This is a genomic window from Curtobacterium sp. ISL-83 (assembly GCF_018613895.1).
Classification (GTDB): domain Bacteria; phylum Actinomycetota; class Actinomycetes; order Actinomycetales; family Microbacteriaceae; genus Curtobacterium.
In genome coordinates, this window is record NZ_JAGGPH010000003.1 from 200,564 (window position 1) to 227,525 (window position 26,962).

The 26,962-nt window shown below is 70.7% G+C and carries 25 protein-coding genes; 19 read left to right on the forward strand and 6 right to left on the reverse strand.

The window, feature by feature from the left end:
- Positions 1-36 precede the first annotated feature (36 nt).
- Positions 37-1,101 (forward strand): 4-hydroxy-3-methylbut-2-enyl diphosphate reductase, encoded by a 1,065-nt coding sequence (locus J7E22_RS02405; RefSeq protein WP_374193246.1) that lies wholly within the window; start codon positions 37-39, stop codon positions 1,099-1,101.
- The gene (locus J7E22_RS02410) at positions 1,098-1,889 is read left to right on the forward strand and encodes a DUF6264 family protein (protein WP_214978494.1); all 792 of its coding nucleotides are present in this window, start codon (positions 1,098-1,100) and stop codon (positions 1,887-1,889) included. The genes J7E22_RS02405 and J7E22_RS02410 overlap by 4 nt, the downstream gene beginning before the upstream one ends.
- 13 nt (positions 1,890-1,902) lie before the next feature.
- On the opposite strand, the gene J7E22_RS02415 is transcribed toward J7E22_RS02410, so the two are convergent.
- Positions 1,903-2,475 carry a TetR family transcriptional regulator gene (locus tag J7E22_RS02415; RefSeq protein ID WP_214978496.1) on the reverse strand — a complete coding sequence of 191 codons (573 nt, stop codon included), beginning with the start codon at positions 2,473-2,475 and terminating at the stop codon, positions 1,903-1,905.
- Between the two features lie 88 nt (positions 2,476-2,563).
- Between J7E22_RS02415 and J7E22_RS02420 the strand changes: the two genes are divergently transcribed.
- On the forward strand, positions 2,564-3,715 hold the full coding sequence (locus tag J7E22_RS02420) for a zinc-binding alcohol dehydrogenase family protein (protein WP_308159118.1): 1,152 nt from the start codon (positions 2,564-2,566) through the stop codon (positions 3,713-3,715).
- Positions 3,716-3,741: 26 nt separating this feature from the next.
- Here J7E22_RS02420 and J7E22_RS02425 read toward each other — a convergent pair whose 3' ends face one another.
- Entirely contained in the window at positions 3,742-4,998 is a 1,257-nt protein-coding gene (locus J7E22_RS02425; protein WP_214978500.1) for a M18 family aminopeptidase, read from the reverse strand.
- A 269-nt stretch (positions 4,999-5,267) separates the two neighbouring features.
- Positions 5,268-6,296, reverse strand: a complete 1,029-nt coding sequence (gene fbaA, locus J7E22_RS02430; protein ID WP_214978502.1) for a class II fructose-bisphosphate aldolase — start codon at positions 6,294-6,296, stop codon at positions 5,268-5,270.
- Between the two features lie 161 nt (positions 6,297-6,457).
- Here fbaA and glpX point away from each other — a divergent pair, with 161 nt between their 5' ends.
- Both glpX and J7E22_RS02440 read left to right on the forward strand, forming a co-directional pair.
- Positions 6,458-7,447: a class II fructose-bisphosphatase gene (glpX, locus tag J7E22_RS02435; RefSeq protein WP_214978504.1), complete on the forward strand. Its 990-nt coding sequence runs from the start codon at positions 6,458-6,460 to the stop codon at positions 7,445-7,447.
- 200 nt (positions 7,448-7,647) lie between these two features.
- The gene (locus J7E22_RS02440) at positions 7,648-9,468 is read left to right on the forward strand and encodes a hypothetical protein (RefSeq protein WP_214978506.1); all 1,821 of its coding nucleotides are present in this window, start codon (positions 7,648-7,650) and stop codon (positions 9,466-9,468) included.
- Positions 9,469-9,606: 138 nt separating this feature from the next.
- On the opposite strand, the gene J7E22_RS02445 is transcribed toward J7E22_RS02440, so the two are convergent.
- Positions 9,607-10,869, reverse strand: coding sequence for a DNA recombination protein RmuC (locus J7E22_RS02445; protein WP_214978508.1), 1,263 nt, complete (start codon positions 10,867-10,869; stop codon positions 9,607-9,609).
- A gap of 133 nt (positions 10,870-11,002) precedes the next feature.
- On the opposite strand from J7E22_RS02445, the gene iolC reads away from it, so the two are divergent.
- From iolC to J7E22_RS02500, 11 genes are all read left to right on the forward strand, one after another.
- Positions 11,003-12,010, forward strand: coding sequence for a 5-dehydro-2-deoxygluconokinase (gene iolC / locus J7E22_RS02450; protein WP_214978510.1), 1,008 nt, complete (start codon positions 11,003-11,005; stop codon positions 12,008-12,010).
- Positions 12,003-12,992: a class I fructose-bisphosphate aldolase gene (locus J7E22_RS02455; protein ID WP_214978512.1), complete on the forward strand. Its 990-nt coding sequence runs from the start codon at positions 12,003-12,005 to the stop codon at positions 12,990-12,992. The genes iolC and J7E22_RS02455 overlap by 8 nt, the downstream gene beginning before the upstream one ends.
- Entirely contained in the window at positions 12,989-14,518 is a 1,530-nt protein-coding gene (locus J7E22_RS02460; protein WP_214978514.1) for a CoA-acylating methylmalonate-semialdehyde dehydrogenase, read from the forward strand. The genes J7E22_RS02455 and J7E22_RS02460 overlap by 4 nt, the downstream gene beginning before the upstream one ends.
- Before the next feature lie 8 nt (positions 14,519-14,526).
- Positions 14,527-15,432, forward strand: a complete 906-nt coding sequence (iolB, locus tag J7E22_RS02465) for a 5-deoxy-glucuronate isomerase (protein WP_214978516.1) — start codon at positions 14,527-14,529, stop codon at positions 15,430-15,432.
- On the forward strand, positions 15,429-17,336 hold the full coding sequence (gene iolD / locus J7E22_RS02470; RefSeq protein WP_214978517.1) for a 3D-(3,5/4)-trihydroxycyclohexane-1,2-dione acylhydrolase (decyclizing): 1,908 nt from the start codon (positions 15,429-15,431) through the stop codon (positions 17,334-17,336). Before iolB ends, iolD begins: the two co-directional genes overlap by 4 nt.
- Positions 17,337-17,401: 65 nt before the next feature.
- On the forward strand, positions 17,402-18,355 hold the full coding sequence (locus J7E22_RS02475; RefSeq protein ID WP_214978518.1) for a sugar phosphate isomerase/epimerase: 954 nt from the start codon (positions 17,402-17,404) through the stop codon (positions 18,353-18,355).
- Positions 18,356-18,383: 28 nt separating this feature from the next.
- Complete coding sequence (locus J7E22_RS02480; RefSeq protein ID WP_214978519.1) at positions 18,384-19,454, forward strand: Gfo/Idh/MocA family protein; 1,071 nt, start codon at positions 18,384-18,386, stop codon at positions 19,452-19,454.
- A gap of 5 nt (positions 19,455-19,459) precedes the next feature.
- Complete coding sequence (locus tag J7E22_RS02485; protein WP_214978520.1) at positions 19,460-20,329, forward strand: sugar phosphate isomerase/epimerase family protein; 870 nt, start codon at positions 19,460-19,462, stop codon at positions 20,327-20,329.
- Positions 20,326-21,438, forward strand: a complete 1,113-nt coding sequence (locus J7E22_RS02490) for a transaldolase family protein (protein WP_214978521.1) — start codon at positions 20,326-20,328, stop codon at positions 21,436-21,438. Before J7E22_RS02485 ends, J7E22_RS02490 begins: the two co-directional genes overlap by 4 nt.
- Before the next feature lie 92 nt (positions 21,439-21,530).
- On the forward strand, positions 21,531-22,724 hold the full coding sequence (locus J7E22_RS02495) for a Gfo/Idh/MocA family protein (RefSeq protein ID WP_214978781.1): 1,194 nt from the start codon (positions 21,531-21,533) through the stop codon (positions 22,722-22,724).
- 193 nt (positions 22,725-22,917) lie between these two features.
- Positions 22,918-23,325 (forward strand): tautomerase family protein, encoded by a 408-nt coding sequence (locus J7E22_RS02500; RefSeq protein ID WP_214978523.1) that lies wholly within the window; start codon positions 22,918-22,920, stop codon positions 23,323-23,325.
- Between the two features lie 33 nt (positions 23,326-23,358).
- Here J7E22_RS02500 and J7E22_RS02505 read toward each other — a convergent pair whose 3' ends face one another.
- On the reverse strand, positions 23,359-24,117 hold the full coding sequence (locus tag J7E22_RS02505; protein ID WP_214978525.1) for a GntR family transcriptional regulator: 759 nt from the start codon (positions 24,115-24,117) through the stop codon (positions 23,359-23,361).
- Positions 24,118-24,230: 113 nt separating this feature from the next.
- Complete coding sequence (locus J7E22_RS02510; protein WP_251008597.1) at positions 24,231-24,929, reverse strand: exonuclease domain-containing protein; 699 nt, start codon at positions 24,927-24,929, stop codon at positions 24,231-24,233.
- 50 nt (positions 24,930-24,979) lie between these two features.
- Between J7E22_RS02510 and J7E22_RS02515 the strand changes: the two genes are divergently transcribed.
- The 3 genes from J7E22_RS02515 to ychF all read left to right on the forward strand — a co-directional run bounded on the left by J7E22_RS02515 (position 24,980) and on the right by ychF (position 26,883).
- Positions 24,980-25,519 carry a hypothetical protein gene (locus J7E22_RS02515; RefSeq protein WP_214978527.1) on the forward strand — a complete coding sequence of 180 codons (540 nt, stop codon included), beginning with the start codon at positions 24,980-24,982 and terminating at the stop codon, positions 25,517-25,519.
- A gap of 25 nt (positions 25,520-25,544) precedes the next feature.
- Positions 25,545-25,748: a hypothetical protein gene (locus J7E22_RS02520; protein ID WP_214978529.1), complete on the forward strand. Its 204-nt coding sequence runs from the start codon at positions 25,545-25,547 to the stop codon at positions 25,746-25,748.
- Between the two features lie 61 nt (positions 25,749-25,809).
- The gene (gene ychF / locus J7E22_RS02525; protein ID WP_214978531.1) at positions 25,810-26,883 is read left to right on the forward strand and encodes a redox-regulated ATPase YchF; all 1,074 of its coding nucleotides are present in this window, start codon (positions 25,810-25,812) and stop codon (positions 26,881-26,883) included.
- The last annotated feature ends 79 nt before the right edge of the window (positions 26,884-26,962 follow it).

A 26,962-nucleotide genomic window follows, 5' to 3' on the forward strand; every position in this document is an offset into this window, starting at 1 on the left:
AGGTCGTGTGCCGTCCGCTCACCTATCATCGGGGACGTGACGATCACCAACGGCCACACGGTCCCACTGGCCCCACCGCGGGTGCACGCGGCACGCGGGCGACTGCGGGACGAGCCGGTGTCCGGCACCAAGAAGGTCCTGCTCGCCGCTCCCCGCGGGTACTGCGCCGGCGTGGACCGCGCGGTCGTCGCGGTCGAGAAGGCGCTCGAGCAGTACGGCGAGCCCGTCTACGTGCGGAAGCAGATCGTCCACAACGTCCACGTGGTCTCCACCCTCGAGCAGCGCGGGGCCGTCTTCGTCGACGACGTGTCGGAAGTCCCGCGCGGCTCGCACGTCGTGTTCAGCGCACACGGCGTCTCGCCCGCGGTCGTCGCCGGCGCCGCCGAACGCGACCTGCACGCGATCGACGCGACCTGCCCGCTCGTCACGAAGGTCCACCGCGAAGCCTCCCGGTTCGCGAAGGCGGACCGCACGATCATCCTCATCGGCCACGCCGGTCACGAAGAGGTCGAGGGCACGATGGGCCACGCGCCCGACCAGACGATCCTGGTGAACGGCCCGGCCGACGTCGACGCGCTCGAGGTCCCCGATCCGGACAACCTCGTCTGGCTGTCCCAGACCACGCTGAGCGTCGACGAGACGATGGAGACCGTGCGGCTCCTCCGCGAGAAGTTCCCGGCGATCGAGAACCCTCCCTCCGACGACATCTGCTACGCCACCCAGAACCGCCAGGTCGCGATCAAGAAGGTCGCCCCCGGCGCCGACCTGGTGATCGTGGTCGGGTCAGCGAACTCGTCGAACAGCGTCCGCCTGGTCGAGGTCGCGCTCGAACACGGTGCGCGTGCAGCACACCGCGTCGACTACGCCGAGGAGATCCGGCAGGAGTGGCTCGACGGCGTGCAGACCGTCGGCGTCACGAGCGGTGCCTCCGTCCCCGAGGAACTCGTCGCCGAGGTGCTCGAACAGCTCGCGGACGCCGGGTACGGCACGGTCGAAGAAGTCGTCACGGCCCACGAGGACCTGATGTTCTCGCTGCCCAAGGAACTCCGGACCGACGCGTCGGGCAACCCGACGCGCGGCCTCGGCGGGCGCCGCCGTTGAGCGACGAAGCGTCGGAGCGCAGCGACGGGTGGGGTTCCGTGCCGCCGAACGGGTCGGCCCACGTCGCCGACACGGTGTCCGGCCGGGAGGCCCTGGCCGACTCGCCGACGTCGGCGACCGGTGATCGGAATGGTCGCGTCCACGGCCGTCCGGCTCCGCAGTACGGCGAGTACGCGCCGGAGGGGTGGGTGAACCCGGTGCTCGTCGAGCAGGAGCGCCTCGCGCAGGAGCAGCGCTCCCGCGCGCTCCGGGAGCAGGCTGCGACCGAGGCCGCCGAGGGCTTCGCCCGGAGCCGCGCCCAGAGCCGTGCCCGGAGCGGTGTCCGGAGCGCCGACCGCTCGCAGACCGGTCACGAGTCGACGGCGTCACGGTCCTCCGACGGTGCCGGTGCCGATGCTGGAGCGACCCCACATCCCTTCGGTGCCTCGTCGCTCGACTTCGCGGTGACGGTGGGACTCCTCGCGATGGGACTCTGGTCCGTGCTGCAGGCGCTCGCCGTCGGGATGGTCGCGTCGACGACCCGGGCGTACGTCGCGCAGCACTACACGGCGTTGGCGGACCCGGCCGGACTGTCGCCGGCAGCCGTCGTCCGTGCCGTCGTGATGGTGCTCGCGTTCGCCCTCGTCATGTGGTGGTCGATCCGCCGACTGCGCTCCCGCCGCTGGACGTTCTGGGTGCCGCTGGTGGGTGGTGTCGTCGCCAGCATCCTCGGGGCGGTCCCGCTGGCGATCGTCATCCTGCACGACCCGCACGTGGCGTCGTACCTGCCGGGAGCCGTCGGCGGCTGATCCCGACCGGCGGTCACCCCGGGTCGGACGCCAGGACGGCGCGCATCTGCGCCAGGACCGCCTCGATGTGGTCCGTCAGCAAGGCGCCCCGCTCGTCGGCGAGCCACGCTTCGATCGCCGTCTGGATGGTCTCCACGGTGATGCCGGCGAGCACGCGGGCGGTCAGCGGGTCCTCACCACGGCGGAGGAAGCCGTCCTCGACCGCGACCCGCAGGTCCGCCTGCTTCCGCAGGTCGCGTTCGCGCAGCGCCGGCTCGGCGTCGATGATCTGCCTGGCCGCCCGCATCTCGTGGCGTCGGGGCTCGAACCGCTCCGCGGCGAGCTTCTGGAGGCCCTCCGACAGCAGCGCCATCGGGGGGACGCCCGCGGGTGCGTCGGCGAGCATCCGTGTCGCGATCGTCGGGATCTCGTCGTCGCCGAAGAACACCTCGCGCTTGTCGCTGAAGTGGCGGAAGAACGTCCGCTTCGTCAATCCCGCGCGTTCGACGATGTCGGGCACGGTTGTCGCGGCGAAGCCCCGTTCCTCGAAGAGTTCGAGCGCAGCAGCGCGGAGTCGTTCCCGGGAGTCCGGCGCCCATCTGGCCATGGATCCAGACTAGGCGATGACACCCGGTGTCGTCACCCGCTACAGTGAGGGCACCAAGTGTCATCACTCGTGCAGAAAGGCATCACTCGTGTCGCAGAACTCCGCCGCCGTCCTCCGCGCACCGCGGGCTCGGCTCGTCGTCGAACCCGTCGCGATGCCGGCCCCCGCCGCCGACGAGGTCATCGTCGAGGTGCGAGCCGTCGCCGTCAACCCGGTCGACTGGATCATCCAGGGCACCGGTGTCGTGACCTACCGGTGGCTCGGGTTCCCGGCGGTCCTCGGCTCCGACGTCGCGGGTCGGGTCGTGGCCGTCGGGTCGGGCGTCACCCGCTTCCGCGTGGGTGACCGGGTGTTCGGCCTGGCGACGGGGACCGACCGCGGTCGCGACCCGATGCACGAGGGAGCCTTCCAGAACCACGCCGCGCTCCTCGAACGGCTGACGGCGCCGATCCCGGACGGGGTGTCCGACACCGAGGCCGCGGTCCTGCCACTCGGCGCGTCCACCGCCGCCTGCGCCCTGTTCCAGCCCGCGCACCTCGGCCTGACGATGCCAGGTGCCGGCCCGGCCACCGGCCTCGACGCAGGCCCCGGCGCAGATCCCGGTGCGGGCCGTGGTGTCGTCGTGGTCTGGGGCGGCTCGACGAGCGTCGGCATGAACGCGGTGCAGCTCGCACGGGCCGCGGGCTACGACGTGGTCAGCACCGCATCACCACGGAACGCGGACCTCGTCCGGTCGCTCGGCGCCGACGTCGTGGTGGACCACAACGACCGGGGCGCGGTCGACGCCCTCGTCGCGGGGATCGCCGGTCGCCGGGTCGTCGGCGCGGTCGCGCTGGGGACGACGTCCGCAGGGGCGTGCCTCCAGGTCCTGCGCCGGACGGGAGGCACGGTGATGGCGATGGCGAGCACCCCGGTCTCGCTCGAACACCTCGCCGGGCGTGGACGGTTGTTCCCGGCGATGCTCCCCGTGTTCGGACGGATCGGGCTGACGATGGCCGGCCTCATGGGCCGCGCGCGACTCGCAGGGATCCGGACCGCGTTCGTCTGGGGGAGCAGCCTGCGTGACGACGAGGTCGGTCGACGGCTCTGGGGCGACGTCCTGCCGGCCGGACTCGCCGACGGCAGCCTCCGTGCGGTCCCGGAACCGCTCGTCGTTGGTGCCGGGTTGGAGGCGGTGCAGGCCGGCCTCGACCGACAGCGTGCCGGGGTGTCCGCGCGGAAGGTGGTCGTCACGCTCTAGGAACCGGTGCCGGTGCGGCCGGAGCGTCACCCAGCGAGGAACGCCGCCACCGCACCGTGCAGCCCGGCGAGGTCGTCGACGTGCACGAGCTCCCGCACCGAGTGCATCGACAGCAGCCCGACGCCGATGTCGATCGTCGGGATGCCGAGCCGTGTCGCCGCGATCGGGCCGATCGTCGAGCCCCCGGGGATCGTGTTCACGTTGACGAACGGCTGCCACGGCACACCCGCCGTGTCGCAGGCGGCGGCCCAGACGGCTTCGCCCTTCGCCTCGGTCATGTACCGCTGGTTCGCGCTGATCTTCAGCAGGGGGCCGCCGCCCGGCCGCGGTCGGTTCGTCGGGTCGTGCTTCTCCGGCTGGTTCGGGTGCACCAGGTGCCCGGCGTCGCTGGACAGCAGCCAGGAGGCGCGGAACGCCCTGGCAGCGTCCGACCGGCTGGCACCGAGTCCCTCCTGCACCCGGCCGAGGACGTCCTCGAGGAACGGCCCACCCGCGCCGGACGGCGACGACGACCCGATCTCCTCGTGGTCGAACGCGGCGAACACGGGGATGTGGTCGCCGTCCCCGGGCGCCTCGACGATGCCGCGGAGTCCGGCGTGCACGCTCGTCAGGTTGTCCATCCGTCCTGAGGCCAGGAACTCCCGCTCGATCCCCAGGCGCGCGGGCGCCTGGGTGTCGGCGAGGAAGAGGTCCGACGACACCGCGTCCCCGACCCGCGCCCGGAGCCACGCCACGACGTCGGTGCCACCGGCGTCGCCCGCCACGCCCACGACCGGCAGGGTGTGTCGCTGCCGGTCGATCTCCTTGCCGTCGTTGACCCCGCGGTCCAGGTGGATCGCGAGGTTCGGGATTCGGGCGACGGCGTCGGTCGACACCAGCCGGACCGTGCCGTCAGCATCGACGACGCGGCCGGCGATCCGGAGGTCGCGGTCGAACCACGTGGAGAGCAGGGCGCCGCCGTAGACCTCGACGTTGAGCTGCTCCCAGCCGCCGCTCCGGACGCCAGGGTTCGGCTTGATCCGGAACCCGGGGGAGTCGGTGTGTGCGCCGAGGATGCGGAACGGTGTCGTCGGGACCGCGCCGGCCGGTAGACGCCAGGCGATGACCGCACCGTCCCGCACGACCACGTACGCGCCGGGTTCGGTCGGCCAGGCATCGAGCTCGGACAGCTCGGTGAAGCCGGTCGAGACGAGCCGGTCCCGTGCCGCCGCCGCCGCGTGGAACGCGGTGGGGGACTCGGTGACGTACTGGGCGAACTCGGAGGCGATGGCGTCGGCGGTCACCCGACCATCGTGGCACGCGACGAGCGCGCTCACGGCGACCCGCGCCTCCCGGCCGAGACGCGCGCGTCCACGCGAGACGCCCGCGTCCACGCGAGACGCGCGCGTCCACACGAGACGCCCGCGTCCACGTGAGACGCCCTGCCGAACGCGAGACGCCGCCGGAACCCGCGGTGTGTCGCGGGAACGGCGGCGTCTCGACAACGCGCGGGCGGGTCCGGCCAGCCGGGTCCGGCCAGCCGGATCAGCCCAGCCGGATCAGCCCAGCCGGATCAACCCTTCGTGTGCCCGGCCGAGCCGAGCACCGTCGCAGCCTGGACGACCCGGGCCGCCATCGCCGACTCGGCGACCTTGCCCCAGGCGCGCGGGTCGTACTGCTTCTTGTTGCCGACCTCGCCGTCGACCTTCAGCACGCCGTCGTAGTTCCGGAACATGGAGTCGGCGATCGAGCGCGTGAACGCGTACTGCGTGTCCGTGTCGATGTTCATCTTGATGACGCCGTTGCTGACGGCCTCGTGGATCTCGTCGTCCGTCGACCCCGACCCGCCGTGGAACACGAGGTCGAGGGGGTTCTCGCCGGTGCCGTGCTTCGCCTGGATCGCGTCCTGGATCTCACCGAGGAGTTCCGGGCGCAGCTTCACGTTGCCCGGCTTGTAGACGCCGTGCACGTTGCCGAAGGTGAGCGCGGCGATCCATCGGCCCTGGTGCCCGAGCCCGAGGGCCTCGACGACCCGCTCGACGTCGTTCGCGGTCGTGTAGAGCGCGTCGTTCGTGCCCTCGTGCTGGACCCCGTCCTCCTCGCCGCCGACCACGCCGATCTCGACCTCGAGGATCGCGTTGATGTTCCGGGTCTTCTGGATCATCGTCTTCGCGATCTCGATGTTCTCGTCGAGCGGGATCGCCGAACCGTCCCACATGTGCGACTGGAAGATCGGGTTGCGGCCCTGGCGGACCTCTTCCTCGCTCGCGGCGATCAGCGGAAGGACGAAGCCGTCGAGGGCGTCCTTCGGGCAGTGGTCGGTGTGCAGTGCGACGGTGATGTCGTAGTTCTTCGCGACCTCGTGGGCGAACTTCGCCATCGCGAGCGCGCCCGCGGCCCGGTTCTTGATCGTCTGGCCGGCGAAGTAGTCCGCACCACCCGTGGTGACCTGCAGGATGCCGTCTGAGCCGGCCTCCGCGAGGCCCTGGAGGACCGCGTTGATGGTCTGGGACGAGGACACGTTGACCGCGGGGTAGGCGAACTTCCCGGCCTTCGCTCGTTCGATCATCTCGGCGTACTGTTCCGGCGTTGCGATGGGCACGGGATCTCCTTCGACGTAGTGGTGTCCTCGCCGATCGTAGTCAGGTGCGGCCGGGAGGCGCGGTGCGGGTTCCGCGGGACGGCTCCGGTCGACGTGCACGTCCGTTCACCGCACCGCTCCCGACCGGCGGCGTTCCGCCGCCCGTCGGTAGGCTGGCGGCCGTGACTCCCACGACTGAGACCGGTGCCCTGTTCCTCCAACCCGACCGCAACCTCGCCCTCGAGCTGGTGCGTGCGACGGAGGCCGCAGCGATCCGTGCGCAGCCGTGGATCGGCCGCGGTGAGAAGAACCTCGCCGACGGTGCGGCGGTCGACGCGATGCGGAAGTTCCTCGGGACGGTGAACTTCGACGGTGTCGTCGTGATCGGTGAGGGCGAGAAGGACAACGCCCCGATGCTCTACAACGGCGAGCACGTCGGCAACGGCCACGGACCCGCCTGTGACATCGCGGTCGACCCGATCGACGGCACCTCGCTCACCGCCGCCGGTCGCCAGAACGCCATCTCGGTCATGGCCGTGTCGGACCGCGGGTCGATGTACGACCCGTCCGCCGTGTTCTACATGGACAAGATCGCCGCCGGGCCCGAGGGCCGCGGTGTCCTGGACCTCGAGAAGCCCATCGGCGACAACATCCGCGCGCTCGCCGCCGCGAAGGGCAAGGACCTCGAGGACATGGTCGTCGCCGTGCTCGACCGTCCCCGGCACGACGAACTCATCCGCGCGATCCGAGCGACCGGAGCGGGCACCCGACTCCTGCTCGACGGTGACGTCGCGGGCGGCATCGCGGCGGCGCTGCCCGGCTCGAACATCGACATGTGCGTCGGGGTCGGTGGCACGCCGGAGGGCATCATCACGGCGTGCGCGATCAAGGCGCTCGGCGGGGTGCTCCTCGGCAAGCTGCAGCCGAAGGACGACGAGGAACGGCAGAAGGCGATCGACGCCGGGCACGACCTCGACAAGGTCCTCGACCAGGACGACCTGGTGACCGGGGACAACACGTTCTTCGTCGCGACGGGGGTCACCGACGGCGTGCTCGTCGACGGCGTCCGACGTTCGCGCGGGGTCATCCACACGGACTCGCTCGTGCTGCGGTCGCGGTCGAACACGATCCGCCGGATCCAGGCTGACCACCGTGCGGAGAAGTGGTTCTGATCGGCGCAGTGTGGTTCTGATCGCGCAGTGTGGTTCTGATCGGCGCAGTGCGCTGCTGATCTGATCCCGTTCCGCTCCTGACCTCCGGCGTGTACATCGCACGCCGGAGGTTCTCAGTACCGGCATGATGTATTTCACTGCACCCTTCCCGGAATCGGAGGTCCCGTCGGGGCCGGCCGGGGGAGTGCAGGAAGAAGCACATGCGATCTGGATTCCGCATCACCGCGGCGACTGCGATGGCCGCAGCCGTGGCCGCTGGTTGTCTCGTGCCCTCAGTCGCGGGCGCGGCGACCGGTGAACCGGCGCCGTTCGGTTTCGTGACCACCGTCGACGGCGAGACGGACAAGGCACTCGATCCCGACACGGGACAGCGCCAGCACCTGGCGCACGACGACACCCCGGTGATCGCCGTCAAGGCGAACCGCGCGGCGCACCTCGAGGTCGTCGAGGACGGTCACGTCGTCTGTGCCACCGACGTCACCGCCGGGGGGATCTCCGACTGCGGTGGTTCGCAGTCGTTCCGTCCCGGGCTGCACATGCTCCAGGTCGTCTCTCGGACCGACGGCGGGGCCACGACGGACGGCCAGGCGTTCCAGGTCATCACCCCGGTGGCCTTGCCCACCGACGTGCGCGCGGCGTCCCAGGTCGGCAACACGACGGTGACGGGCCGTGCGCCGACCGGTGACGGGTACACGGTGCAGGCGGGAGCGAACGGGCGCGATGTGTCGGGAGCGGTCGCGGCTGACGGCTCGTTCTCCCTCGAGGTGCCCGACGCTCCCGTCGGGTCGACGGTCCGGGTGCGCGTCGGCAAGCCCTTCGAGTGGAGTGACACGGTCCGAGTCACGGTCACCGACGGATCGGATGCCGGTGCCGCACCCGTCGTTGCACTGCCGTTCCCGGGCATCGTGGACGCCGGGTTCACGATCGGCGACCGCGGGGATGGCGGCGCGACCCCGGAGCCGGGTGACGACACCGCCGTGGCGCCCCCGGCAGGTGTCGACCCGGGCTTCGGGATCGGCGTCGGGGTAGCCGCACCGACCGACACTCGCGTCGCGTTCGAGAACGGGAACACCGTCGTCAGCGGGTCGACCAACGGGCACCACCTGCTGCAGCTGCACTGGGCGAACGGGTTCAACATGCTGTCCCAGACCCAGGACGATGGCTCGTTCCGGGTCGAACGGCCCGGGCTCTGGTCCGAAGCGGTGTCGATCAAGCTCGGTCACGCCGGTGCCGACTGGAAGAACCTGCCGTCGTACGACCTCGGCGCACCGAGCAACGACGTCGCCACACCGACGGACGGGATCGTCGATGCGGGGTTCGGGATCGGCGACCGTGGGGACGGCGGAGCGTCCGACGACACCGCGGTGGCGCCGCCCGGATGGGTCGACCCGGGGTTCGCGATCGGCGACGGTGGCGACGGTGGTGAGCCGGACGACACGGCGGTGGCTCCGCCTGCCGAGGTCGATCCGGGCTTCACCGTGGGCGCCGGTGAGGACGCGGCGGCGGCACCGAAGAACCTCCGGCTCGAGAACCCGAGGCTCAGGATCGCGACCGTGCTCGGGGAAGTGGAGCCCAACCGGTCCGTTCGCGTCGACTGGAACGGGGACTGGACGGAGAACATCCGCTCGGATCGCACCGGGAAGATCGAGAACACCCGGGCCGGGATCTACACCCGCGGCGTGACCATCCAGGTGGCTGACGCGTCGGGGAGCTTCGACGGCGCCAAGGTGTACGACGTCCCCTTCGCCGAGGACGTCGAGGTGCCGCTCGCGCCGGCGCCCACCGATCTCGCCGTGGTGTTCACCGAGTACGGGTCGACGGTCGTGACCGGGCGGACCGACGGGGAACGGGAGATCCGGGTGACCTTCGCGGACGGTGGATGGAACCAGAAGCCGTCCGAGCGCTCGGGCGAGTTCGGCATTGCGCTGCACGGGGAGCACCCCGGTCCGGTACAGGTGCAGATCGCGAACGCCTTCGGCAGCTTCGACGGTGCCGTGACGTACACGATCCCGGGGATCTGAGCGCTCGAGACGCCCCCGAACACACGAGACGCCGCCGGATCCGGCGGCGTCTCGCTCGTTCGGGGGCGTCTGGCTGGCGCGGCGGCGTTTGGCGGGCGCGGCGGCGTCTGGCGGGCGCGGCGGCGTCCAGGGGCGCGGTCAGTCGGCGTCGGCGGCGCCGACGAGCTCGGGTGCCGTGAGCAGGCGGGGCTCGTCCTCGATCGAGGCCGGGTCGGCGATGACCTTCGACTCGTCGAGCAGGGACAGACGGCGCGCACTCGGCAGCACCTGGCGCTCGAGGGACCCCACGAACCGGTTGTAGTCGACGACCGACCCGCGGATGGAACGACCGAGCTTGTCGACGTGCCCGGCCATGGTGGACAGCCGACCGTAGAGCTCGCGCGAGACCCGGAACAGCTCGTGCGCCTCTTGTGACACGACGTCCTGCTGCCACGAGAACGCGACGGTCTTCAGCACCGACCAGAGGGTCACGGGCGACGCCAGGGCGATCCGCTTCCGGAACGCGTGGTCGAGCAGGCCGGGGTCGGCCGCGAGGGCGCTCGAGACGAGCGACTCGGACGGGATGAACGCGACCGTGAGCTCGGGGGAGGCGTCGTACCCGGTCCAGTACTCGCGCGCGGCGAGGGCGTCCACGTGCGCACGGAGGGCCTTGACGTGCTGCGCGATGAGCTGGTCGCGCCGAGCTCCCTCGGCGCCGGTGGCCGTCGCCGGGATCTCGGACGCCTGCAGGTACGCCGTGAAGGGCACCTTCGCGTCGACGGCGATCGTCTTGCCGCCGGGCAGGTGGACGACCATGTCGGGCCGGGCCGTCCCGGTCGACGTCGTCACCGAGGACTGCACGTCGAAGTCGACCCGTTCGAGCAGGCCAGCCGCTTCGACCACGTTCCGCAGCTGGGTCTCACCCCAGACGCCCCGCGTGCTGTTCGACGAGAGCGCGCTCGCGAGGGTGTCGGCCGTCGCGCGGAGCCGTTCCTCGGACTCGGCAGCGGACCGCAGCTGCGCGGAGAGGGCGCCGTACTGCTCGCTGCGGGACTGTTCGAGCTCCGCGATCTTGGTCCGCATGACGTCCAGCGTCTGCGCGACGGGACTGAGCGCCGACAGGACCTTCGACTCGTTCTGGTTCCGGGCGGCGTCCGCTCCGTGCATGCGCTGCACGAGGTGCTCGAGCTCGGCCGACCGGCGCTCCAGCGAGTCGACCTGCCGTCGGTACTGGGCATCCTGGGCCTCGAGCCGTTCCTCGGCGTCCTGCCGGGCCGACGCGAGCTGCGCGCGCAGCGCGTCCGCGGTGGCGTGCGCGGCCGCGGCGTCCGCGCCGGCGCGGGAGCGGGCGAGGGACCAGGCGACCACGGCACCGACGGCGACGCCGAGGAGGAGGCCGATGACCAGGGCGAGGATCTGCATGCCGTGACCTTGGCAGAGCCCACCGACACCGCGCCTCCCGGCCAGATCCTGCCATGTCATGACATTAGGGCAAACGAGGTGTACAGTCGTGGACGTCCGCCGATGACGCCGCACGGAAGGTCCACCACGTCGCATGACGACCGAAGCTCCCCACGCCTACGACGTGATCACGATGGGACGCGTGAGCGTCGACATCTACCCGCAGCAGACCGGCCCGCTCGAAGACGTCGCGACGTTCTCGAAGTCCGTCGGCGGCAGTGCGACGAACGTCGCCATCGCCGCCGCACGCCACGGTGCGGACGCAGCGGTCATCACCCGGACGGGCAACGACCCGTTCGGCCGGTACATCGCCCGCACGCTGCCTGAGTTCGGCGTCGCGAACGCCTTCGTCGAGACGGTCGAAGGCCTGAACACCCCCGTGGCGTTCTGCGAGATCTTCCCGCCGGACGACTTCCCGCTGTACTTCTACCGGGCGCCCAAGGCCCCGGACCTGATGATCACCGCGAAGTCGCTGCCGTTGCACGAGATCGAGCGGACGAGGATCTTCTGGACGACGGTCACGGGCCTCAGCGAGGAGCCGAGCCGGCAGGCGCACCACACGGCGCTCACCGCGCGAACCGCAGCGCAGAACGCGACGAAGATGCACACCGTGCTCGACCTGGACTACCGGTCGGTGTTCTGGTCGTCGCCCGCGGCCGCCACGCGAGAGGTCGCCGTCGCCCTCGAGCACGCCACCGTCGCCGTGGGCAACCGCGAGGAGTGCGAGGTCGCGGTCGGCGAGACCGATCCGGTCCGCGCTGCGGACGCGCTGCTCGAGCGCGGCGTCGAGGTGGCCATCGTCAAGCAGGGCCCCAAGGGCGTCCTGGCGAAGACCCGCGACGAGTTCGTCGAGTTCCGCCCGCACCACATCGACGTCGTCAACGGCCTCGGATCCGGCGACGGTTTCGGCGGCGCGCTCACGCACGGGCTGCTCGAGGGCTGGGGCCTCGAGCGCATCCTCGCCTTCTGCAACGCGGCCGGCGCCATCGTCGCCACCCGCTTCGAGTGCTCGACGGCCATGCCGACGAGCGTCGAGATCGACGCCTTCATCCGGGACAACCCGGCCGAGGGCACCAACCACCAGGAGAAGACCCATGCCTGAGATCAGCAGCGCTGACTTCCAGCGTCTCCGGGACCTCCGGGCGGCGCAGCCCGAGGCGGTCAAGGAGACGCTCGACGCCCGCCGCAAGCGGAGCCTGCTCGGCGAGGACGGCAAGCTGTTCATCGTCGCCGCCGACCACCCGGCCCGCGGCGCGCTCGCCGTCCGCGACGACGAGTCGGCGATGGCGGACCGGTACGACCTGCTCGAGCGGCTCGTGGTGGCACTCGGCCGTCCAGGCGTCGACGGGGTCCTCGGGACCCCGGACATCCTCGAGGACCTCGCCCTCCTCGGCGCCCTCGACGACAAGGTGGTCGTCGGGTCGATGAACCGCGGCGGCCTGCGGGGCGCGACGTTCGAGATGGACGACCGCTACACCGCGTACTCCGCCCGGGCGATCAAGGACGACGGGTTCGACTTCGCCAAGCTGCTGGTCCGGATCGGGCTGGACGACGCCGGGACCGCACCGACGCTCGAGGCCACCGCCCGTGCCGTCAGCGAGGCGGCTGCCCTGCGGCTCCCGATCATGCTCGAGCCGTTCATGTCCGCGTGGCAGGACGGGCGGGTCGTCAACGACCTGACCGCGGACGCCGTGATCACCTCGATGGCGATCGCGGCCGGACTCGGCGAGTCGAGTGCCTACAGCTGGCTGAAGATCCCGGTGGTCGACGACATGGAGCGGGTGATGGCGGCCACGACGCTGCCGACGCTGCTGCTCGGTGGCGACCCGGCATCGCATCCGGACGAGACCTACGCGAGCTGGGCGCACGCGCTCGCACTGCCCGGTGTCCGCGGGCTGGTCGTCGGGCGCACGCTGCTGTACCCGTCGGACGGCGACGTCGCTGCCGCCGTCGACGTCGCTGCAGGACTCGTCCACAGCCTGGAGGAGCGTTCCGGGTTCTCCACAACAGCTCACGTCAGCGCCACGGCGCGTGACGACCGCGCGACGATGAACGCGTCCATCTCGGAAGGAAGCAACGCATGACCACCACGGAGACCGCCACCACCACGGTCGGGCACTGGATCAACGGGAAGCACGTCGCGTCGGCATCCGGCAACACCGCGCCGGTCTACGACCCGGCCCTCGGTGTGGCGACCAAGCAGGTCGCCCTCGCGAACGACGACGAGATCCAGGCGGCGATCGGCAGCGCCACGGCCGCGTTCCCGGAGTGGAGCGACCTCTCGCTCGCGAAGCGCCAGGCGGTCATGTTCTCGTTCCGCGAGATCCTGAACCGCGACAAGGCCGAGCTCGCCGAGATCATCACGAGCGAGCACGGCAAGGTCATCGACGACGCTCTCGGTGAGATCGCTCGCGGGCAAGAGGTCGTCGAACTCGCGACGAACATCCCCAGCTTGATGAAGGGCGAGTTCTCCGACCAGGTGTCGACCGGCATCGACGTGTACTCGATCCGGCAGCCGCTCGGCGTCGTCGGGATCATCTCGCCGTTCAACTTCCCGGCGATGGTGCCGCTGTGGTTCCTGCCGATCGCGATCGCCGCGGGGAACACGGTCGTGCTCAAGCCGAGCGAGAAGGACCCGAGCGCCGCGATGTGGCTGGCCGAGAAGTTCCAGGAAGCCGGCCTGCCCGACGGTGTGTTCAACGTGCTGAACGGTGACAAGGCGGCGGTCGACGGGCTCCTGACGAGCCCGGACGTCCAGTCGATCTCCTTCGTCGGATCGACCCCGATCGCGCAGTACGTGTACGAGACCGGCACGAAGCACGGCAAGCGTGTGCAGGCGCTGGGCGGTGCGAAGAACCACATGCTCGTGCTGCCGGACGCCGACCTCGACCTCGTCGCCGACAACGCGATCAACGCCGGCTTCGGGTCTGCCGGGGAGCGCTGCATGGCGATCTCGGTCGTCGTCGTCGTGGAACCGATAGCGGACGAACTCATCGCGAAGATCGCGGAGCGCGCCGCGACGCTCCGCATCGGTGACGGGCGGCGCGGCTGCGACATGGGCCCCCTCGTCACCGAGCAGCACCGCGACAAGGTCGCCTCGTACATCGAGGTCGCAGAGCAGGACGGTGCGGTCATCGTGGTGGACGGCCGCACCGTCCGACCCGACGGCGACGAGAACGGCTTCTGGCTGGGCCCGACGCTCATCGACCGGGTCCCCACCACCAGCCGCGTCTACACCGACGAGGTCTTCGGTCCGCTGCTCGCCGTCGTCCGTGTGGAGTCCTACGCCGAGGGCCTCGCGCTCATCAACGCGAGCCCGTACGGCAACGGCACCGCCATCTTCACCAACGACGGTGGCGCTGCTCGCCGCTTCCAGCGTGACGTGCAGGTCGGGATGATCGGCATCAACGTGCCGATCCCCGTCCCGGTCGCCTACTACTCGTTCGGTGGGTGGAAGAACTCGCTGTTCGGCGACCACAAGGCGTACGGAGCCGACGGCGTGAGCTTCTTCACCCGCCAGAAGGCCATCACGAGCCGGTGGGCAGATCCATCCGAGCGGGGTGGTCCGTCGCACGGCGGCATCAACCTCGGCTTCCCGTCGAACAACTGACGGCCAGCATGACGAACGACAACTGGTTCATCCGCGCGGGGAGCCGTCCGGAGGACGGCTGGACCGACGTCGTCGACGGTCGCGTCGAGGGGTGGGCGCACACCGGTCTGCGGACCGGCGCCCTGTCCGACGGGGGCGAGTTGCGCCTCCCGGCCGACGTCGTCGAGCGCATCGTCGTGCCCCTCGCCGGCTCGTTCCACGTCACCTACGAGGGCGTCGCCGGGACCGGCGACCAGGCCCTGGAGGGACGTGGCAGCGTGTTTGACGGACCGACCGACGTCCTCTACCTCGGCTCTCGAACAAGGGCACGGATCACCGGAAGCGGGCGACTCGCGGTCGCGGAGGCGCCCACTGACACCGTCAAGCCGACCACGTACGTGCCTCGCCAGGACGTGCCGGTGGAGCTCCGGGGCGCGGGACAGTCCAGCCGGCAGGTGCACAACTTCGGTACACCCGCCGCCCTCGACGCCGCGGAGTTCATCGTGTGCGAGGTCATCACCCCGGCCGGGAACTGGTCGTCGTACCCGCCGCACAAGCACGACACGAACGTCCCCGGCGCGGAGTCGGACCTCGAGGAGATCTACTACTACGAGTCCGCCGTGGCCCGTGGAGTCCAGGCGCCGGCGTCGGCCGACCCGTTCGCGCTGCACCGGACCTACGCCTCGGACGACCGCCCGATCGACGAGTTCCGCCAGGTGCGGACCGGCGACATCGCGCTCGTGCCGTACGGGTGGCACGGCCCCGCGGTCGCCGCCCCGGGCTACGACATGTACTACCTCAACGTGATGGCCGGGCCGGACCCGGAACGCGTCTGGAACATCCTCGACGACCCGGCCCACGGCTGGGTCCGGCAGCTGTGGGCATCGGAGTCGATCGACCCGCGCCTGCCCTACCAGAAGGAGCCGACCCGATGACCGCTGTCCGCCGCATGACCGTCGGCCAGGCACTCCTCGAGTTCCTGGCCAACCAGTGGACCGTCGACGGTGAGGCCCGCGAACGCACGATCCCGGGTATCTTCGGCATCTTCGGGCACGGCAACGTCGCCGGTGTGGGGCAGGCGATCAAGCAGCTCCATGTCGAACAGCCGGGTCTGCTGCCGTACCACCAGGCGCGCAACGAGCAGGCGATGGTGCACGAGGCCGTCGGGTTCGCACGCATGCACCGCCGCCGCGCCACGTACGCCGCCGCTGCCTCGGTGGGACCGGGAGCGGCGAACATGCTGACCGGCGCCGCCCTGGCCACGACGAACCGGCTGCCGGCGCTGCTGCTGCCGTCCGACACCTTCGCGACGCGCACCACTGACCCGGTGCTGCAGCAGATCGAGATGCCGCACGACACGTCGCTGCAGGTGACCGACGCGTTCCGACCGCTCTCGCGGTACTTCGACCGTGTCGAGCGTCCGGAGCAGCTGTTCTCGATCGCGCTCGCGGCGATGCGGGTCCTCACCGACCCGTCTGAGACCGGCGCCGTGACGATCGCCCTGCCCGAGGACGTCCAGGCCGAGGCGTTCGACGTGCCGGAGGCGTTCCTCCAGCCACGCGAGTGGCACCTCCGTCGTCCGCTGCCCGAGCACGGGCCGCTCGCCCGAGCGGTCGCCGCGATCCGGAGCGCGAAGCGCCCGGTGATCGTCGCCGGTGGCGGGGTGCTCTACTCGGGCGCGGAGGACCAGCTGCGTTCCTTCGTCGAGGCGACCGGCATCCCGGTCGGCACCTCGCAGGCCGGGGGCGGGTCGCTCGTGTGGGACCACCCGCAGTCCCTCGGCGGCATCGGGGCGACGGGCACCGCGGCCGCGAACGCGATCGCCGCGCAGGCCGACGTCGTGATCGGCATCGGCACGCGCTACAGCGACTTCACGACCGCGTCCCGGACGGCGTTCCAGAACCCGGACGTCACCTTCGTGAACATCAACGTCGCTGCGTTCGACGCCTACAAGCACGGTTCGCAGCTGCCCCTGATCGCGGACGCACGGGAGGCACTGGTCGCCCTGACCGACGCGCTCACCACTGACTCGTCCTACGCCGTCGACGCCGGCTACGCGGCCGAGATCGCGTCGCGCAAGGCGGAGTGGGACGCCGTCGTCGACGCCGCGTTCGCGCCGTCGGGGCTCGACCTGCCCGGGCAGGCCGAGATCATCGGCGCGGTGCAGTCCGCATCGGACCCGCGGGACGTCGTGATCCAGGCCGCCGGGTCGCTCCCCGGTGACCTGCACAAGCTGTGGCGGGTGCGGGATGCGCTCGGCTACCACGTGGAGTACGCGTTCTCCTGCATGGGCTACGAGATCGCCGGAGGCCTCGGCGTCCGGCGCGGCGCCCCCGACCGCGACGCGATCGTGATGGTCGGCGACGGCTCGTACCTCATGCTGCACACCGAGCTCGTCACCGCGGTCGCCGAGGGGCTGAAGATCATCGTCGTGCTCATCCAGAACCACGGGTACGCGTCGATCGGGCACCTCTCCGAGACCGTCGGCTCGGAGCGGTACGGCACGCAGTACCGCTACCTCGACGAGACCCAGTCGTTCGAGAACGGCGAGCCCCTGCCGGTCGACCTCGCAGCCAACGCCCGGTCGTACGGCGTCGACGTCATCGAGGTCCAGCCGGGCCCGGACAGCATCGAGCAGCTCACGGCCGCGGTGCGCCAGGCGAAGGCGAACGACCACACGACGCTCATCCACATCAACTCGGACCCGCTCCGCTACGCACCGGACGGTGACGGCTGGTGGGACGTGCCCGTCGCACAGGTCGCCACGCTCGACAGCACCCGGACCGCCCGAGCCGTGTACGAGCAACAGGTCGCCGCTCAGCGACCGCTCCTGGGCTAGGCCCGGCCGGCCGTGCACCCTCTCCTCCACACCGGGGCCGCGCCCCAGAAAGCGACAGCGACGTCATGACCGACACCGCCACCCCCATCGACAGCGCCGCGACCGATGCGACGGCTGCCTCCATCCGGATCGGCACCGCGCCCGATTCGTGGGGCGTCTGGTTCCCGGACGACCCGAAGCAGGTCCCGTGGCAGCGATTCCTCGACGAGGCGCAGGCGGCGGGGTACCGCTGGATCGAACTCGGCCCGTACGGGTACCTGCCGACCGATCCCGCACAGCTGCAGGACGAACTCGAGTCGCGCGGGCTCCAGCTCTCCGCGGGCACCGTCTTCACCGGCTTCCACAAGGGGGACGACCAGTTCCAGCGGGCCTGGGACCAGGCGGTCGCGGTCGCCGGCCTCGCGGCGAAGCTCGGGGCCGAGCACCTCGTGACCATCCCCGACCTGTGGCGCTCCGACGCGACCGAAGAGGTCCTGGAGTCGCGGACGCTGACCGACGAGCAGTGGGAGCGTCTCGGGAAGGGCCACGACCAGCTCGGCAAGGCTCTGCTCGAGGAGTTCGGCGTGCACCAGCAGTTCCACACCCACGCCGACAGCCACGTCGGGACCTACAAGGAGACCGTGCGCTTCCTCGAGGTCACGAACCCCGAGTACACGAACCTCTGCCTCGACACCGGGCACTTCGCGTACTACGGCGGCGACAACCTCAAGCTCATCGCTGAGCACCCCGAGCGCATCGGGTACCTCCACCTGAAGCAGGTGGACACCGATCTGCTGTTCGACGTGCTGAAGAACGACGTCCCCTTCGCGACCGCGGTGTCGCAGGGGATCATGACCGAGCCGCCGCACGGCACCCCGGAGCTCGCACCGATCATCGAGGCCGTCGCCCGGATCAACCCGGACGTCTTCGGCATCGTCGAGCAGGACATGTACGGCTGCTCGGTCGACGCCCCGGGCCCGATCGCCGAGCGCACGTTCCAGCACATCTTCGGATCCACGTCCGCCGCCCGCGCCCTCTGACGCCCTGACCACCACACGGGAGACCACCATGAGCAGCACCGAGAACCTCCGCGTCGCCGTCGTCGGCGCCGGCATGATGGGCGCCGACCACGTCCGCCGCATCACCGCCACGATCTCGAACGCGGACGTCGTCGCCGTCGTCGAGCCGGACGAAGCCCGCGCTGCTGCCGCCGCAGCCCTCGCGCCCGGTGCGATCACCGCGGCGTCCTTCGACGAGGCCCTCGAGCGGACCGAGATCGACGGCGTCATCATCGCGACGCCCGGCTTCCTGCACGAGCCGATCCTCGTCACCGCCCTCGAGCGCGGCCTCGCCGTGCTGTGCGAGAAGCCGCTGACCACCAGCGCCGCCGACTCGTTGCGGATCGTCGAGCTCGAGCAGCAGCACGCCGCCCGCCCGGTGATCCAGGTCGGGTTCATGCGCCGCTTCGACGCCGGGTACAAGGAACTGCGGGCGCTCCGTGAGTCCGGCGCCAACGGGGCGCTGCTCGCACTGCACCACGCACACCGCAACCCGACCACGCCGCCCAACTTCAGCGAGTCGATGCTCATCCACGACTCGGTGATCCACGAGATCGACATCATCCCGTTCCTCACCGGCGAGGCGATCACGAGCGTCGAGGTGAAGAAACCGCGGAAGAACTCGCTCGCGCCCGCCGACCTGCCCGAGCCGCAGTTCGTGCTCTTCACCACCGAGTCCGGCACCATGGCGATCGTCGAGATCAACGTGAACGCCCAGTTCGGCTACCAGGTGACGACCGACGCGGTGTTCGAGTCCGGTGTCGCCTACATCGGCCGCGACACCGCGCCGACCATCGTGTCCGCCGGCGTCTCCGGTCAGGGCGTCACCCCCTCGTTCAAGGAGCGCTTCGGCGCGGCCTACGACGAAGAGGTCCAGCGCTGGGTGGACGCCGCTCGTCTCGGGGGCATCGACGGCCCGAGCGCCTGGGACGGCTACACGGCGTCCGTCGTCGCCGAGGCCGCGGTGCGTGCCCAGCAGTCGGGTGCGAACGAATCCGTCGAGTACGCGGTGGCCAAGCCGTCGTTCTACGCCGAGGCCGTGACCGAAACCGGCGCTGCACACGTGCTCACCGAGGCGTGACGCCCGTGCCGAAGATCGCCCTCGACCCGACGCCGTTCCACCACGACCTGTCCCTGCTCGAGTTCCCGCGCAAGGTGGCCGACCTCGGGTACGAGTACCTGCAGCTGACCCCGCACAAGGACTTCATCCCGTTCTACCGGCACCCGAAGGCGGACGACGACCTCGTCGACGCGTTCGCGGCGGCGTGCAAGGACGCCGGCGTCCAGGTCGCGAGCGTGCTGCCCGTCCTGCGCTGGTCCGGCCCCGACCGTGAGGCCCGCGACGCCGCGGTCACGAAGTGGAAGCGCGTCATCGAGATCACGAAACGGCTCGGCGTGGACACGATCAACACCGAGTTCTCCGGCCGCCCGGAGCTCGCCGAGCAGTCGGAGGACCAGTTCTACCGGTCGATGGAGGAGCTCCTGCCGATCATCGAATCCGCCGGCATCCGGGTGCTCATCGATTCGCACCCCGACGACTTCGTCGAGGACGGGCTCGAGGCGCTGCGGGTCATCCGCGGCCTCAACTCGAAGCAGGTCGGGTTCGTGTACGTCGCCTGCCACACGTTCCACTACGGCGGGAACATGGCCGAGATCATGGACGCCGCCGGCGACGCGCTGCAGCTCGTGCACGTCGCCGACGCGTTCGACCACCGCCGGTCCCACGGCCTCCGCTACATCTCCAACCCGCCCGGCAACTCCGCCCGAGTGCACCAGCACCTGCCGATCGGTCAGGCCGACGTCGACTTCGACGCCTTCTGGGCCGGGCTCCGCCGCATCGGGTTCACCGAGCGCGACGACACGATCGCCGTCTCCAGCGTCTTCGCCGAGGACGAGCACGCCGACGAGGTGTCCCGCTTCCAGCTCGACGCCATCACGAAGGGACTCCACCGATGACCAGCACGATCGAGAACCCGGTGTCCGCCGACACCGACCCGCGTCCCGTCACCCTGCAGGCCGCCGAGCAGACGCCCACCGCGCTCTGGAACGACTCGGCTGACCCGCACGAACTCGCGACCGCGATCACCGAGTACGGGGCCGTCGGCGCGACCTGCAACCCGGTCATCGCCTACAACTGCATCAAGCAGGACCCGGCGACGTGGGAGCCGCGCATCCGCGCGATCGCGGCGGAGCACCCGACCGCGGGGGAGTCCTGGATCGGCTGGAAGGCCGTCGAGGAACTCTCCATCGCCGCGGCCGAGCAGCTGCTGCCCGCGTTCGAGGCCTCCGGTGGGCGGAACGGTCGACTCTCGATGCAGACCGACCCGCGCCTCCACCGTGACGCCGACGCGCTCGTCGAGCAGGCAGTCCGGTTCTCGCAGCTCGCGCCGAACATCATCGTGAAGATCCCCGCGACGAAGGTCGGCATCGCCGCGATCGAAGCGGCCGCGTACCGGGGCGTCTCGATCAACGCGACCGTGTCCTTCACGGTGCCGCAGGTCGTCGCGGTCGGCGAGGCCATCGAGCGCGCACTCGACCGTCGCGCTGCCGACGGGCTGCCGGACCAGGAGTTCGGGCACGTGGTCACCCTGATGGCCGGACGCTTCGACGACTGGCTGAAGACGGTCGTCAAGCGCGATCACGTGATGATCGACCCCGGGTACCTGGAGTGGGCCGGCGTCGCCGCGGTGAAGAACGCCTACCGGGTGTTCCAGCAGCGCGGGTTCCGCTCGAGGGTGCTCGTCGCGGCGTTCCGCAACGCGCTGCAGTGGTCCGAGTTCCAGGGTGGCGACCTCGTGGTGTCCCCGCCGTTCCAGTGGTCGAAGGACATCAACGACAACGCGTACCCGTTCCGTCCGGACGCCATCGACGACGAGGTGCCCGCACACGTGTTGGACGCCCTCCGGAAGGCGACGCCGGAGTTCGCCCGCGGGTACGACGTCGACGGGATGACGATCGACGAGTTCGACCGGTTCGGCGCGACGGTCACGACGCTCCGACAGTTCCTCGACGCGGACGCCAAGCTCGACGCCCTGGTCCGCGACGTCCTCGTGCCGGCGGCATGAGCACCGGCGGTACGAGTGTCGGTGGCGGGAGCGCCAGCGGCACGAGCGCACGCGGCACGAGCGCCAGCGGCGCGAGCGCGAGCGCGAGCGCGATGGACACGATCGGCGTCGGCCTCATCTCGGTCGGCTGGATGGGGAGACTCCACTCCCGCGCCTACCGTGCCCTGCCCGACCACTTCCCCGAGCTGGGCGTCCAGCCACGGCCCGTGGTGGCAGCCGACCCCATCGACGCCGCCCGCGAACAGGCCACCACGCGGCTCGGCTACGAGCGCGCCGTCGCCGACTACCGCGACGTCCTGCAGGACCCCGACGTCGACGTCGTCTCGATCTGTTCGCCGAACTTCCTGCACCGCGAGATGGCGATCGCGGCAGCCGAGGCGGGCAAGCCGTTCTGGATCGAGAAGCCGATGGGCCGGTACGCCAGCGACTCCCGGGCGATCCACCAGGCGGTGCAGCGCGCAGGCATCGTCACGAGCGTCGGCTTCAACTACCGGCATGCCCCGGCCATCGAACGGGCGCGTGCGCTGGTCCGGACCGGTCGCCTCGGCCGGATCACGAACGTCCGCGGCAGTCTGCTCGCCGACTACTCGTCCGACCCGGCGGCCCCGCTCACCTGGCGGTTCGAACGCGAGCGCGCCGGGTCTGGTGTCCTTGGTGACCTGCTGTCGCACGGGCTCGACCTGGCGCAGTACGTCGTCGGGCGCATCGCGAGTGTGACGGCGCTCGCCGAGACCGTCATCACGGAACGGCCGGTGCCCGGAGCCGGGATCGTCGACCGGTCCGCGGCTGCCACGGGGGAGATGCGGCCGGTCGAGAACGAGGACTACGCCGCCCTGCTGTTCCGGTTCGAGGACGGCGCTGTCGGCACGATGGACTCGAGCCGCGTGATGCACGGTCCCCACGCCGAGTACACGTTCGAGGTCTACGGCACCAGGGGTTCCGTCCGGTGGGACTTCCAGCGCCTCAACGAGCTCGAGGTCTCCCTCGACGGGCAGGAGCTCGCCGGGTACGCCACCCACTACGTCGCTCCCGGGGACGGCGAGTTCGGACGGTTCCAGCCGGGTGCCGGCACCGCGATGGGGTACGACGACCTCAAGACCATCGAGGCGGCCCAGTTCATCGCCAGCGTCCGGCGCGGGGAGCAGCTCGCACCGTCGGTCGCCGACGGCCTGGCGGCTGCGTCGATCGTGGAAGCGGCGGAGGCGTCGCTCGCCGACGGGGCGTGGCACGAGGTGGCGCGCGTGGACGGGCCGCTCACGTACGGCGCCGCGACGCCGGTGATCTAGACGGACAGACGGACGGAATGACGGGAGGCTCCCCACCGGGCACGGCCGGACAGCCGCTGGCGCGTCTGTCCGGTACCGGCCGGCGTGGGCCCAGGTGCCAGCTGGCACCGCGCCTCCCGTCGTTCTGCTGTCGGTTGGTCCGTCAGGGCTGATACTATGTCCTGACAAAGTCCAAACGCAGCCAGGAGGCACCATGCCGCTCGTCCGTATCGACCTCACCACCGGGCGCACGCCCGAGCAGGTCCGTGCGATCGCCGACGCGATCCACACCGCCATCGTCGACCAGTACGGCATCCCGGAACGCGACCGGTTCCAGATCGTCACCGAGCACCCGGCGCAGCAGATCATCGCCCAGGACGCCGGTCTCGGGTTCGAGCGCACGGACGGCGTGGTGATGATCCAGGTGTTCACGCAGCGGGGGCGGAGCGACGACGCGAAGACGGCGTTGTACGCGGCGATCCACGACTCCCTCGCGGCGATCGGTGTGGCCGGCGAGGACGTCTTCATCGGCTACGTCGAGAACGGCCCGCAGGACTGGTCGTTCGGCTTCGGCCGGGCGCAGTACGTCACGGGCGAGCTCGGCGTCCCGTCCGCCGCGTAGTCCGCGGGCGGCGCGGCCGGGAGGCCGTTCCGCCTACTTGTCGACGAGCGTGACCTCGAACGAGTAGCGGTCCGGCCGGTAGCAGTGCACGCCGTACTCGACGGCCCGCCCCGACGCGTCGTACGCCGTGCGGCTCATCGTCAGCACGGGGTCGCCGTCCTCGATCTCGAGCAACGTGGCCTCGTCGTCCGTCACCGCGCGGGCGCCGATCCGCTGCTTCGCCACCCGCATCGTCACCCCGCGGGAGCGGAGCAGCTGGTAGAGCCCGTGCGCCTGCAGGTCGTCGTCGGTGATCTCGAGGAACTCCGGCGGCAGGAAGTTCTCGAGGATCGCCATCGGGACGTCCGCGGCGAAGCGCACGCGCCGGATGTGCACGACGGTCGTCCCGGGCTCCACGCCGAGCGCCTCGGCCACCACGTCGGAGGCGGGGACCTCGCTGCGTTCCAGGAGCTTCGTCGCCGGCTGCTGCGACCCCTGCGCGAGGTCGTCGTACAGGCTCGTCAGCTCGACCTTGCGGGTCACCGGCCCGTGCACGACCTGCGTGCCGATCCCGCGACGGCGAACCAGCAGGCCCTTGTCGACGAGGTCTTGGATCGCGCGCCGGATCGTGGGGCGCGACAGCCCGAGTCGCTCACCGAGTGCGATCTCGTTCTCGAGCCTCGCTCCCGGCGGCATGGCTCCGGACCGGATCGATTCCTCGATGCGCGAGGCTACCTGGAAGTAGAGCGGCATGGGACCCGACCGGTCCAGGTCCATGAACAGGTCGGACGGCAGCTGGCCATCGTTGGTCATCGCGGTCCTTCAGCAGTGCGGGCCGGCAACGACGCCGGACAGGGATTGTCGTGACAATACCACCGGGCGGTCGGCGGCCCGGGGCTCCGCCGCGCAGAGCGGAGTGCCCGGCGTCAGCCCGCCGGACGGTCGAACGTCAGCGCCATCGGGCGGTTCGACAGCCGCGGCTGGCGCGCCGGACGGGGCTGGTCGGCAGTGCGTGGTGCCTCGTCCCGGGGGCGCACCGGCGCGATGGTGACGCGGGTCGCCGCCCCGAGGGCCTCCACCGTGTCGGCCCCGTGGTGCCCGGCAGCGTGCACGACGATCGCCGCGCAGGCCTCGGCGTCCGCAGCGGCGTCGTGGTGCTGGAACCCCTCGAACCCGGCCGCCGATGCGGCGCTCGGCAGGCGGTACGAGTCGAGCGTGTACGTCTTGCGGGCCACCGCCAGCGAGCACATCGAGTGGTGCTCGGCCAGCGCAGTGCCCGTCGCGGAGCAGCCGCCCGCGATCACCCCCATGTCGAACCGGGCGTTGTGCGCCACCAGGACGTCTCCCTCGGCGAAGGCGACGATGTCGGCGTACTGCTCGGCCCATCCCTTCGCGTGGAGGACGTCCTCGGCGACGATGCCGTGGATGCGCGTGTTCCACTCGAGGAACGCGTCGTGGCCGTGCGGCGGTCGGATGAACCACGAGGCCCGGTCGACGACCCGGCCGGCGCGGACCTTGACCAGCCCGACGGAGCAGGCGCTGGCGGGCGAGCTGTTCGCGGTCTCGAAGTCGATCGCGGTGAAGTTCAACGGCACGCGTCCGATCGTCGCACGGGGTTCCGACATCCCCCGTGGTTGGGGTCGGCGTTGCGCCGTCCGATCGTTACGGTGCCTCCATGACCCCTTCCGCGTGCCGTCCTCTCGTCCTGGTGCTCCAAGGCGCCGGGTACGGACAGCAGGCACCGCTCCTGTGGTGGACGCGCTCCATCGCGGACCAGCACCGCGCCGAGGTCATCGCTCCGGACTGGACCGTGGACGAGCTCGCCCGGGCCGACCCCGTCGCCTTCGTCGAGGACGCGGTGACGGATGCGCTCGGTGGCCGAACGCCCGACCTCGTCGTCGCAAAGTCGTTCGGGTGCTTCGCGCTGCCGTGGGCGGTGCGGAACGGCATCGACGGGGTCTGGCTGACCCCGGTCCTGACCCGTCCGGAGGTCCTCGGTGCGTTGCTCACTGCAGGGGACGGATCGGTCGCAGTGGGTGGGGGCGCTGATGCGCTGTGGGAGCCGTCACGGACCGCGACGACGAACGCTCGCCTCGTCACAATCGCTGGGGCCGACCACGCGCTCGAGGTTCCAGGCGACTGGCGGCGCTCCCAGCGCCTCCAGTCCGAGATCCTCGACCTCGTGGATGCGCGGATCACCGCGCTGGTCCGCTGACCGCCGCTCGCCGTATCCTCGCGGCATGGGGGAAGACCGCGACATGGACGACCTGCTGGCGGCCGCCGATCCGGTGGAGGCTCCGCCGCGCACGGCGCGCCGTGCCGTCGGCCTCGCCGTCGCCCTGCTCGGCGCAGCCGGTGTCATCGCGGTGACGCTCACCGCACTCTGGAACGCGGTGACCGCAGCGGTCGTCCGCGCGGCCATCGAGAAGTGGGCCGGCTACTGACGCAGCCGGACTGGAGGCACGGGTCGGCCCCGACAGGCGGCCGCCGGTAGGCTGTCCTCCCGTGGCTCTCACCATCGGAATCGTCGGTCTCCCGAACGTCGGCAAGTCGACCCTGTTCAACGCCCTGACGAAGAACCAGGTCCTCGCCGCGAACTACCCGTTCGCGACTATCGAACCGAACGTAGGCGTGGTCAACCTGCCCGACCCGCGCTTGGACCAGCTCGCGGAGCTCTTCCACTCGGAGAAGACCGTGCCTGCGCCGGTGTCGTTCGTCGACATCGCCGGCATCGTCAAGGGTGCGAGCGAGGGCGAGGGCCTCGGCAACAAGTTCCTCGCGAACATCCGTGAGGCCGACGCGATCGCGCAGGTGGTCCGGGGCTTCACCGACGACGACGTCGTCCACGTGGCGAACAAGGTCTCCCCGAAGGACGACCTCGAGGTCATCAACACCGAGCTGATCCTCGCCGACCTGGAGACCGTCGACAAGGCGCTCCCGCGGTACGAGAAGACGGTCAAGCTCAAGCAGGCCGAGCCGATCGTGCTCGAGACCGCCCGCGAGGTGAAGGCGGAGCTCGAGAAGGGCACGCTGCTCTCCGCGACCACGATCGACCTCGAGCCGATCAGGGAACTCGGGCTCCTCACCGCGAAGCCCTTCATCTTCGTCTTCAACGTCGACGAGGCGATCCTCACCGACGAGGCCCGCAAGGCCGAGCTGGCCGCGCTCGTCGCTCCCGCGAAGGCCGTGTTCTTGGACGCGCAGGTCGAGTCCGAGCTGATCGACCTCGACCCGGAGGACGCGCAGGAGCTGCTCGAGTCCACCGGTCAGACCGAGTCTGGGCTCGACCAGCTCGCGCGCATCGGGTTCGACACCCTCGGGCTGCAGACCTACCTGACGGCCGGCCCGAAGGAGTCCCGCGCGTGGACGATCGGCAAGGGGTGGAAGGCTCCCCAGGCTGCTGGCGTGATCCACACCGACTTCGAGAAGGGCTTCATCAAGGCCGAGGTCATCTCATTCGCCGACCTGATGGAAGCCGGCTCGATCGCCGAGGCCCGTGCGCATGGCAAGGCCCGCATCGAGGGCAAGGACTACGTGATGCAGGACGGCGACGTGGTGGAGTTCCGCTTCAACAACTAGAGGCCGCCGACTCGTCTCTGACTGTCGGTTCCATCGGCTAGGCTGATACCAATCGACCCCCTCCCAAGCCTCTCAGCGA